This is a genomic window from Kosakonia sp. WA-90, assembly GCF_039871955.1.
Lineage (GTDB): Bacteria > Pseudomonadota > Gammaproteobacteria > Enterobacterales > Enterobacteriaceae > Kosakonia > Kosakonia oryzendophytica.
The window spans coordinates 252501-263422 of record NZ_JBDPLJ010000007.1; the positions used below are offsets into that span (position 1 = coordinate 252501).

The window sequence follows — 10922 nt, forward strand, 5'->3', positions numbered from 1 at the left end:
CCTTAATGACGCACGCCGGACGCAGCCGCACGTTCCAGCACCATCTGCGCGTGATTAATAATGGGGGCGTCGATCATTTTGCCGTTCAGCGATACAACACCAAGGCCGTTGCGTTCACCCTCTTCCGCCGCTTCGATAACCCGTTTAGCATGGTCAACTTCCTGCTGGGTGGGGGCATAGGCGTTGTGCAGCAGGTCGATCTGACGCGGGTTAATCAACGACTTACCGTTAAAGCCCATTTTGCGGATCAGGTCGACTTCACGCAGGAAACCGGCTTCGTCATTCACGTCTGACCACACCACGTCAAAGGCATCAATACCGGCGGCGCGGGCAGCATGCAGTACGGCGCAACGCGCGTAGAACAGCTCAGTGCCGTCGCCACGTTCGGTTTGCATATCCATCACATAGTCAAACGCCGCCAGCGCAATACCGATCAAACGTTGAGAACTACGGGCAATGGCCACAGCATTGATAACGCCGATAGCGGACTCAATTGCCGCCATCACACGTGTGGAGCCCACTTCGCGGCCGCACGCCAGCTCAATGCGTTCCAGATGGCGTTCCAGTTCGTAGATATCTTCCGGGGTGTCGGTCTTCGGTAAGCGCACCACATCCACCCCGGCGCGAACGACGGCTTCCAGATCCGGCAAACCGAACGGCGTGTTCAGTGGGTTAATGCGCACCACGGTTTCAATGTCCTGGTACATCGGGTGTTGCAGCGCATGAAATACCAGCAGACGCGCCGTGTCTTTTTCACGCAGAGCGACAGCGTCTTCCAGATCGAACATGATTGAATCCGGGCGGTAGATAAACGCGGTGGAGAGCATGGCGGCGTTAGCGCCTGGCAGAAACAGCATGCTACGACGAAGTTTTTTCACAGCAGTTTCCCCCAGTCAATTTCAGTGCCTTCGGCGGCACGCAGGATAGCGATTTGCAGACGGGCGCGAATAACGCAATCCAGCGCGCCTTTATCTTCAATAATCACCAGCCCCTGATGGACGTCCATCGCGCGTAACGTGGCATTGACCACCTGGCGGATTTGATCGCCAAACTGCTTAATCACTTCGCTGTGCACAACGACTTCCAGCTCGCCCGCAGTCGGGGCTATTTTCACCATCAGGTCGCTGGACTCCATGGTCCCGGCCAGCGCCTCCCTCACAATTTTCATAATGACATTCCTGATTTTTAAGCGACTTCCGCGCTGTAATGGGATTCAAGGTGCGCGAAAGTGGTATCCGGTACGATTTCCCGAATGCGGGAAAACTGGTGTGTTTTGAGTAAACGGCGAACTTCCGAGGCGGAGATGGCATTGCCGGTGGCTTTAATGCGCGGAATTTCCACCACCTCCACGACGCCTGCCAGCAGCTGATGCATGGTTTGGTTGTACTGGCGGGTGATATCGCAAAACGGCTCGCTGCCGATAAAGCGGTGGGTAATCCCCAGCGCCGGGGCGATATAATTGCGGAAGATAAGCAGATCGATTTCGCTCCACGCCTGCTGCACTTTGCCGGTCTCTTTCAGGAAGTAGGCCGGGAAGGTGGCGCGGGAAATAATGTACTGAGAGCCTTCATGCACGGTGACGTTCGCCAAATGCGACACACCTGCTTTCACCATTTTTAAGCGTGCGGCAAAGGGAAAGAACGAAGCGTCTTCACGCACCACAAACAGGTGCAGCCAGTCGCACGCCTGCGCAGCCTGCTCGACCAGATGGCGATGCCCAAGGGTAAAAGGATTGGCGTTCATCACAATCGCGCCAATACGCTTTCCCGGCATGCGATCTGCCTGCAACGTGCGGCAATAGCGCTGAATCCCTGACGGCGTGTTTTCCATCAGAATGGCATTATTGCCGCTCTGCGCAACAGGCCAGAATCCGCTGTGCTGAAAGCGCTCCCGGTTACAGGGGCGAGTGCACAGAAACAGATGAAAGTGGCCGCGCGCCAGCGCCAGGTGTTCAACTTCTGCCAAGAGTTGCGCGCTGAGGTTCTCACCGCGCATCTCTTCATCTACTGCCACGCACTTGATGACGTTGTCGGCCAGGCCCGCACAACCCACCAGTCGGTTTCCCGACCAGGCTTCAACGAAAGTGGTGATATCGTGGTCCATACCTAAGCCGCTGTCAGCGAGCAACGTGCGGATAGAGGCCAGCCGTTGAGTATTGCCGTTGACTTCCGCTACGCGGAAGTCGATGGGGGGTCGTGCTTGCATGGTGTTGCCTTCGTCCTTAGTGCGCCGCCGTCAGCGCATGCGCTGGCGCATCGATAATCACATTGCTGAGGTGACCGATATTCTCGATTTCCACTTCAATGCGATCGCCCGCTTTCATGAACAGCGGCGGGTTACGCTTTTTGCCGACGCCGCCCGGTGAACCGGTGATGATGACGTCGCCTGGCGTCAGGCTGGTGAAGGTACTGATGTACTCGATAAGCTCGGCCACCTTATGGATCATGCTGGCGGTGTTGTCGTCCTGCACCATACGGCCATTCAGCCAGGTACGGATAGCAAGCGCATGCGGATCCGGGATCTCATCCGCGGTGGTCATCCACGGGCCAAACGCGCCTGTCTGCCGCCAGTTTTTGCCTGCGGTAAACCAGGTGTGCTGCCAGTCACGTGCGGAACCATCCATATAGCAGCTATAACCCGCCACATGACTTAACGCCGTCTCGCGGGAAATATTTTCACCACCTTTACCCATGATCACCGCCAGTTCGCCTTCGTAGTCGAATTCGCTGGAGTGACGCGGTTTAAGCACCGGTGCGTTATGCCCGGTCTGCGAGTCGGCAAAGCGGACAAACAGCGTCGGTGCCGGGTTGTGCTGATCAAATTCTTTGCGTTTTTCGGCGTAGTTCATGCCAACACAGAGAATTTTGCCGGGGTTATCGATCACGGGCAGAAAATCGAGATCATCGAAGCGGAGTTCCGGTGCTTCACCGACAAACTGCTGTGCCTCGTTCAGCGCGTTGGCCGCGAGCAGTGATTTCAAATCACCGTAACGATCGCCCAGGCGCTTACCCAGATTGATGACGCCATCAGCCTTGACGATGCCGTAGCTACGGATCCCCTGATGGACAAAGCTTGCGAGTTTCATATCAGTTCCTGTAATGCTTAATCAAACGAGGAAATTGCCAAGGACCAGCAGTGACACCGACACGTTGATCGCGCCGCCAATACGGGTCGCAATCTGTGCAAACGGCATCAGGCTCATGCGGTTACCCGCCGTCAGGATGGCAACATCCCCTGTCCCGCCCTGACCGCTCTGGCAGCAGGAAACGATGGCCACATCAATAGGATGCATGCCGATCTTTTTACCCACGAAGAAGCCAGTCGTAACCAGTGCGGAAACGGTACTCACGATCACCAGCAAGTTGTCGATGGTGAAAGCGTGAACCAGTTCTTCCCACGGCGTGATCGCCACGCCAACCGCGAAGAGAATCGGATAGGTGACCGAGGTCTGGAAGAATTTGTACACCACCTGAGAGCCTTCCAGCAGGCGCGGAGAAACGCCATGTACCAGCTTGATCAGGACAGCAACAAACAACATGCCGACCGGTGCAGGCAGGCCAATCAGTTTGTGGCCAAGCATGCCGATCATGTACAGCAGTACTGCCAACAGTGCGCCAGCTGCGATAGTGGTCACATCGGTTTTGCCGGAGAATGCCGGTGCCGCCGGAGCCTGTTCATCACCGTTGCTGCGGTTAGGCATCAGTTGGCCTTCACCGGTCAAATGTGGGAAGCGTTTACCGAGCTGGTTCAGACAACCAGAGATAATGATGGCAGTCAGGCCACCCAGCATTACCATTGGCAGTACACGACCCAGTGCAACACCCTGATCCATATGCAGCAGCGTGGCGTAACCAATAGAGAGCGGAATCGCCCCTTCACCCACACCACCGGCCATGATCGGCAGAATGATAAAGAAGAAGATCTGGAACGGTTCCATACCGAGCATCAGGCCAACGCCCATGCCTACCAGCATGCCAACAATTTCACCGCACAGCATCGGGAAGAAGATACGCAGGAAACCCTGAATCAGGGTGGTGCGGTTCATGCTCATGATGCTGCCGACAATGATGCAGCAGATATAGAGATAGAGAATGTTGGTGGATTTATAGAACTTGGTGGTAGATTCCACGACCACGTCCGGCAGCAGACCGTAATAGACCATCGCCGAAGGAATAAAGGTTGCGCAAATCGCCGCAGCGCCCAGCTTACCGATGATCGGCAAACGCTTACCGAATTCACCACAGGCAAAGCCGAAGAACGCCAGCGTAGCGACCATCACCACGATATCGCTGGGAAGCTTGCCGCCCAGACAGTCAATCGCAATCAACGCCCCCGCCAGCAGGAATAACGGCAGTGGAATAATCCCTACCTTCCAGGTATCCATAATGTGCCACCACTTATCTTTAAGTGATGTTTTTTGAATCGCCAGCGATTCAGAGGTAACAGAAAATGAATCGTCAGTTGTGCTCATAATTAAGCCCCTTGGTTATTTTGTGCGTACAGACTAAAGGGCTAAACACACACTTTATGTGAGGAGCTGCATAATAAAATTGGAGTTTTAATGGCGCCTATGGTTTTTATGGTTTCTTTTATTTTGTGTGATTTGCGCCTTAATAATGCGCGTGGTTTTTATGGTTTTTATATATAGAAATACAACTTAATAACATTTCCCAAAAAGAATATTTAACAGGCCGTTTTTCAGCGTCAGCGCTTGCTGTGCAAGGGATCACAAGTTTCCAGTAAACTGCGTACGGCAGCAAAAAAAGATGGTAGATTGGCGCATTGTTGGCTGCTGTGCGTACCGTCATGAAAGTATCCTTTCAAATCAAACTTTTTATTTCGCTGGTGCTTTTCTTCTCCGGCCTTTTTGCCTTGCTGGGCGTTTATTATTACAAGGATGTCGGTCGTCAGCTATACCAGGAAATGAGCGTCAGAGCAAAAATACAAGCTGAAGAAATAGCGATTATTCCGAATTTACGCAAGGCTGTTGCTGAAAAAGATATTCCGGCAATTACCCAGTTTATGCATCAGGTAGTATCCCACAGTGACGCCAGCTTTATTGTTATCGGTGATAATAAGGGCCTGCATTTATTTCACTCGGTACATGCCAATGTTGTGGGTAAGACGCTGATAGGCGGCGATAACGAAGAAGTGCTGCGAGGTTTAACTACCACCACGATCCGCAAAGGAGGCTTAGGTATTTCCCTGCGCAGTAAAGCGCCGATATTCGACGATAACGGGCAGGTCGTGGGAATTGTTTCCGTGGGATATCTGACCAGCTATCTGGATACTATTACGCTTGGCAAAGCGATCAATATTTTTATTGCTGCCGTGTTGCTGCTCGTCGCGCTCTTTATCTTTTCCTGGTTTTTCACCCGCGGAATTAAAAAACAGATCTTCTCGCTGGAACCGCGGGAAATTGGTCTGTTAGTGCGCCAGCAAAAAGCAATGATGGAGTCCATTTATGAAGGGGTGATCGCCGTCGACAGCGAACTGCGCATTGAGGTGATAAACCAGGCCGCGCGCAAACTGTTGGGACTGAGCCAACCTACCCGTGCCCTGCGCGGACTTGCCATTGGCGACGTGATTGCACCGGTGCCCTTTTTCACCCGCACGGTGATGCTGGAGCACGACACCCACGATGAGATCTGCTGTTTTAACACCTTAACAGTGATCGCCAGTCGGGTGCGCATTATGCTGGAGGATAAATTACAGGGCTGGGTAATCACCTTCCGCGACCGCAATGAGATAGACAGCCTCAGCGCGCAACTCAGTCAGGTTAAACGCTATGTTGATAACCTGCGCATTATGCGCCACGAGCAATTAAACCGCATGACCACACTCTCGGGTCTGCTGCATATGGAGCGTTACGACGAGGCGGTGCGTTACATTCAGGCGCAGTCTGAGCATGCGCAGGAATTGCTGGACTTTATCTCGTCGCGTTTTAGCTCGCCGACCTTATGCGGGCTGCTGTTGGGCAAAGCGGCGCGCGCCCGTGAAAAAGGCGTCGAACTGGCGTTTGATCCGCTGTGCAGGATGGATCGCGCCTGTCTCGCGCTGGGGGAAGCGGAACTGATCTCGATCATCGGCAATCTGCTGGATAACGCCATTGAGGCAACGCAGCGTGCAGCGCTGCCGCACGAACCGGTGGAAGTATTGATCCTGCTGAATGAACGGGAGCTGATTATTGAAGTAGCGGATCGCGGTATCGGTATCGATCCGACTATTCGCGAGCACATTTTTGAACGCGGGATGACCACCAAACACAGTGGCGATCATGGTATTGGCCTCTATTTGATTGCCAGTTATGTGACACAGGTAGGCGGATCGATCGACGTTTCTGATAACGATCCCCGCGGTGCGATTTTTTCTTTGTTTATTCCTGAAGCGGGCAACGTACAGCGTCCCGTACCGACCCTGGAAGATCAGAATTATGCGACATGAACTGATAGACGTGCTGATAGTAGAAGATGAAAACGCGCTTGCGCAGCTTCATGCTGAACTGATCAGCAAACATCCGCGTTTACGTCTGGTGGGCATTGCCTCATCCCTTGCCGAAGCAAAGGTGTTGCTGAACAGTACGCAGCCGCAACTGGTTTTACTCGACAATTACCTGCCGGACGGTAAAGGCATTACGCTTATCAGCGATCCGCTGATTACCCGCGCCAACTGTTCGGTCATTTTTATCACCGCCGCCAGCGATATGGACACCTGTAGCCTGGCTATCCGCAACGGCGCTTTCGACTATATCCTCAAACCGGTGTCCTGGAAGCGGTTAAGCCAGTCGCTGGAGCGTTTTGTGCAATTTGCCGAGCAGCAACGGGTATGGAAAATCGTCGACCAGCAGAACGTTGACTCGCTCTATCAGCTACAGGCCAAAAACTACCGCCAGGATAACGGCAGTAAAGGTATTGAAGAGAATACGCTGGCGCTGGTGCAAAAGTTGTTTGCTGATGAGGCTGAACGCTGTTTTTCCGTTGATGAAGTGGTAAGCGAAACGGGGCTGAGTAAAACCACTACCCGACGCTACCTGGAACACTGCGTGGAGGCGGGTTTTCTGGCGGTAGAGATGCAATACGGCAAGATTGGGCATCCACGCCGTATGTACCGGCGCGTAGCCGCGTGATGATTGCCCTCTCCCCCAGGGGAGAGGATGGAAAACGGCGCCATACACATCTCCCTCTCCCCTCAGGGGAGAGGGCTGGGGTGAGGGGAAAAACTACTTCAACACATACCCGTACAAACGCTTGATCCCGTCCGCATCCGTTTCGGAATAGACGCCCTGCAATTCCGGCGAGAAGCCCGGCAACAGATTTACGCCCTCTTCCAGTGCCAGGAAATAGCGTTGCACCGCGCCACCCCATACTTCCCCCGGCACCACACACAGCACCCCCGGTGGGTACGGGAGCGCGCCTTCAGCGGCAATACGCCCTTCCGCTTCGCTGATGCGCACCAATTCCACATTGCCACGAATAAATTCGCTGTTGGCATCCTGCGGATTCATCACCACTGGGGGCAGGCTCTCTTTGCGGAACATCGCTTTTTGCAGATCTTTCACCCCGAAGCTGACATATAAATCATGCATCTCCTGGCACAGTTCGCGCAGCGTGTAATCGCGGTAGCGCACCGGATATTTGTTGAAGATGGTCGGCAGCACATCCGCCAGCGGCGTATCGTCTTCAATATGCTGTTCGAACTGACCGAGCATCGCCACCAGTTGCGCCATCTTCTCTTCGCTTTCCGCTGGTGTCAGCAGGAACAGGATTGAATTGAGATCGCACTTCTCCGGCACAATGCCGTTTTCGCGCAGGAAGTGCGCAAGAATGGTCGCCGGAATACCGAACTCTGTGTACTCGCCGGTTTCAGCATCAATACCTGGCGTGGTCAGTAGCAGCTTGCAGGGATCAACAAAGTACTGTTCCCGCGCATAGCCCTCAAACCCGTGCCATTTATCGCCCGGTTCAAAACTGAAGAAACGACGTTCGCGGGCAATATTCTCCGTAGGATGATCCTGCCACGGTCGACCGGCGATTTCTGGCGGCACAAATGGCCTGATCATTTTGCAGTTGGCGATGATCGCTTTGCGCGCTTCAATCCCCAGAGTCACGCACTCCGCCCACAGGCGGCGACCGCTCTCGCCCTGGTGAATTTTGGCGTTAACGTCCAGCGCTGCGAACAACGGGTAAAACGGACTGGTGGACGCATGCAGCATAAAGGCGTTGTTGAGCCGCTTATGCGGGCAAAAACGCGCCTGACCACGCAGGTGGTTATCTTTTTTATGGATTTGCGATGTTTGCGAGAACCCCGCCTGCTGTTTGTGCACTGACTGGGTGACGAAGATCCCCGGATCATTTTCATTGAGCTCCAGCAGCAGCGGCGAGCAATCCGCCATCATCGGAATAAACTGCTCGTAGCCCACCCACGCGGAGTCAAACAGAATGTAATCACACAGGCTGCCGATTTTGTCGATCACCTGGCGGGCGTTGTAAATGGTGCCATCGTATGTGCCAAGCTGGATCACCGCCAGGCGGAACGGGCGCGGCTGGTTAGCTTTTTCCGGGGCGACTTCGCGGATCGCATCGCGCAGATATTTTTCATCAAAGCAATGCTCATCAATACCACCGATAAAACCAAACGGATTACGCGCGGCTTCAAGATAGATCGGCGTCGCACCCGCCTGGATCAGCGCGCCATGATGGTTGGATTTGTGGTTATTGCGGTCGAACAACACCAGGTCGCCACGCGTCAACAGCGCGTTCGTTACCACTTTGTTGGCGGCGGAAGTGCCGTTAAGCACAAAATAGGTTTTGTCAGCGTTAAACACTTTGGCGGCAAATTTTTGCGCATGCTTGGCGGATCCTTCATGGATCAACAAGTCGCCCAGTTTGACATCCGCGTTGCACATGTCGGCGCGAAAGACGTTTTCACCGAAAAAATCATAGAACTGTCGCCCGGCCGGGTGCTTTTTAAAAAACGCGCCGTGCTGATGTCCGGGGCAAGCAAAGGTGCTGTTATCCATCTCAACGTACTGGCGCAGCGTATCGAAAAAGGGTGGCAACAGATGGTCTTCATAATCGCAGGCGGCAGTTTCCAGCTCCAGCCAGTCCTGCGCTTTACCGCCGATCACTGCCGTTACACCGTCCGGCATTTCAACAGGCTCGTTAGCAAACAAGAACACCGGCAGATTAAAGCCAGTCCGTTTCAGCAACGCCAGAATGCCACTATGACTCTCCGCCACCGTCATGACGACTGCCGCCACATCCGTAAAATCGGTACTGTCCAGCGTCACGGCTTCGCGGTGAGTGGAAAGTTGGGACACCAGCTCACGGCTGACGGCAATTTTCATTGATTTCATAAGCACGAATACCCGTTTCAGGGGAGTAAAAGACCCCGGGCAAAGCGGTGGCTTCACCCAACGAACGTGTCTGACTGGGACCAGCTCCGACCGCCAGACATCAGTAAAAGCAGACAGCTTCTGATCTTACTGTTGTCCTACAGTGAGCGTACGATACCCTCACCGCATGGTGAGAGACGTAGGGGACAAAACGATACGGGCGCCCATTCGCATGCTGGCGTAAAGCGTGTGACAAACAGTGTTAATGTACGTCATCAGGCAGCCCCGTGAAGGTAGAGGAAAATTCGCGCAATCATGGCATCTTTCCCCGGGTGGTGCAACCAACGGGGCGGCTCAACCGCATAAAAATGCTATTCTGTGCGTTATCTTATTCAGTTTTATGAACATCAGGGAGAGAGGGTGTGTTAACGGGTCCCTTTATTAATGCTGCTGCCGTTTTAATCGGCGGTAGCCTCGGTGCGCTGCTCAGCCACCGTCTGCCGGAGCGCGTACGCTCTTCTATGCCATCGATATTCGGCCTCGCATCATTGGGGATCGGTGTTTTGCTGGTGATCAAGTGTGTCAACCTGCCGGTGATGGTGCTCGCCACGCTGGTCGGCACGTTAATTGGCGAGCTGTGTTACGTTGAGCGCGGGATCAGCGGTGGCGTTAACGCCCTGCGCAACCTGGTGCTAAAGCGCAAAAGCGGCGAAGCCAATAGCGCGCATGAATCGTTTATTCAGAGTCTGGTGGCCATCATTATTCTGTTCTGCGCCAGCGGCACCGGGATTTTTGGCGCGATGCGCGAAGGGATGACCGGCGATCCAAGCATTCTTATCGCCAAGGCGTTTCTGGATTTCTTTACGGCGGTTATCTTTGCCACCTCGCTCGGGTTTGCCGTGGCGATCATTTGCGTACCGATGCTGATTATTCAGCTTACGCTCGCCACCTGCGCAACACTCATCCTGCCGCTGACCACGCCCGCCATGATGGGAGATTTCACTGCTGTGGGCGGAATTTTGCTGCTGGCAACCGGGCTGCGCATTTGCGGGATTAAGATGTTTGCCGTGGCGAATATGCTGCCTGCACTGGTGATCGCCATGCCGATTTCCGCACTGTGGACAGCGTTTTTTGCCTGACACGGCGTGCGTTTTCAACAAAGTGGTGATAGATTGTGCAGTCTGCAACGAATTAAAGAAATTTCGTTGACGGAGCGCGGTGAATCAGGTTTAATGCGCCCCGTTGCCCGGATAGCTCAGTCGGTAGAGCAGGGGATTGAAAATCCCCGTGTCCTTGGTTCGATTCCGAGTCCGGGCACCACTTATTCAGAGAACCCAGCCTACGGCTGGGTTTTTGCTTTCTGTTTTCCGGACTCTCCATCGAACTTCGTTCGATTATTCGCCGCAAGCGGCTCACCCCTTCGGGGCCAGCGCGACAAGCGCGCTGTTCAACGCCTGCGGCGTTAGTCCGGGTCCGAGCACCACTTATTCAGAGAACCCAGCCTACGGCTGGGTTTTTGCTTTCTGTTTTCCGGACTCTCCATCGAACTTCGTTCGATTATTCGCCGCAAGCGGCTCACCCCTTCGGG

General features: G+C 54.1%; 9 protein-coding genes and 1 tRNA gene. 4 read left to right on the forward strand and 6 right to left on the reverse strand.

The features are described 5' to 3' along the window. Nucleotides 1-2: 2 nt before the first annotated feature. The 5 genes from citE to ABGA49_RS14285 are packed head-to-tail and all read right to left on the reverse strand — an operon-like array spanning nucleotide 3 to nucleotide 4471. A complete protein-coding gene (citE, locus tag ABGA49_RS14265) occupies nucleotides 3-878 on the reverse strand; it encodes a citrate (pro-3S)-lyase subunit beta (RefSeq protein ID WP_061493194.1) in 876 nt (291 codons plus the stop codon). Continuing rightward, nucleotides 875-1168 (reverse strand): citrate lyase acyl carrier protein, encoded by a 294-nt coding sequence (gene citD, locus ABGA49_RS14270; protein ID WP_347665704.1) that lies wholly within the window; start codon nucleotides 1166-1168, stop codon nucleotides 875-877. The genes citE and citD overlap by 4 nt, the downstream gene beginning before the upstream one ends. 17 nt (nucleotides 1169-1185) lie before the next feature. Continuing rightward, nucleotides 1186-2205, reverse strand: coding sequence for a [citrate (pro-3S)-lyase] ligase (gene citC, locus ABGA49_RS14275; RefSeq protein WP_061493192.1), 1020 nt, complete (start codon nucleotides 2203-2205; stop codon nucleotides 1186-1188). Nucleotides 2206-2221: 16 nt separating this feature from the next. Beyond that, nucleotides 2222-3085 (reverse strand): fumarylacetoacetate hydrolase family protein, encoded by an 864-nt coding sequence (locus ABGA49_RS14280; RefSeq protein WP_061493191.1) that lies wholly within the window; start codon nucleotides 3083-3085, stop codon nucleotides 2222-2224. 21 nt (nucleotides 3086-3106) lie between these two features. Then, entirely contained in the window at nucleotides 3107-4471 is a 1365-nt protein-coding gene (locus tag ABGA49_RS14285) for a 2-hydroxycarboxylate transporter family protein (protein ID WP_061493190.1), read from the reverse strand. A 335-nt stretch (nucleotides 4472-4806) separates the two neighbouring features. Here ABGA49_RS14285 and ABGA49_RS14290 point away from each other — a divergent pair, with 335 nt between their 5' ends. Beyond that, entirely contained in the window at nucleotides 4807-6444 is a 1638-nt protein-coding gene (locus tag ABGA49_RS14290) for a sensor histidine kinase (RefSeq protein WP_061493188.1), read from the forward strand. Next, on the forward strand, nucleotides 6434-7126 hold the full coding sequence (locus ABGA49_RS14295) for a response regulator (RefSeq protein WP_061493187.1): 693 nt from the start codon (nucleotides 6434-6436) through the stop codon (nucleotides 7124-7126). Before ABGA49_RS14290 ends, ABGA49_RS14295 begins: the two co-directional genes overlap by 11 nt. 93 nt (nucleotides 7127-7219) lie before the next feature. On the opposite strand, the gene ABGA49_RS14300 is transcribed toward ABGA49_RS14295, so the two are convergent. Then, nucleotides 7220-9355 (reverse strand): ornithine decarboxylase, encoded by a 2136-nt coding sequence (locus ABGA49_RS14300; protein WP_061493186.1) that lies wholly within the window; start codon nucleotides 9353-9355, stop codon nucleotides 7220-7222. Nucleotides 9356-9756: 401 nt separating this feature from the next. Between ABGA49_RS14300 and ABGA49_RS14305 the strand changes: the two genes are divergently transcribed. After that, nucleotides 9757-10473, forward strand: a complete 717-nt coding sequence (locus ABGA49_RS14305) for a DUF554 domain-containing protein (RefSeq protein ID WP_061493185.1) — start codon at nucleotides 9757-9759, stop codon at nucleotides 10471-10473. Between the two features lie 105 nt (nucleotides 10474-10578). Beyond that, a tRNA-Phe gene (locus tag ABGA49_RS14310) sits at nucleotides 10579-10654 on the forward strand. Nucleotides 10655-10922 lie beyond the last annotated feature (268 nt).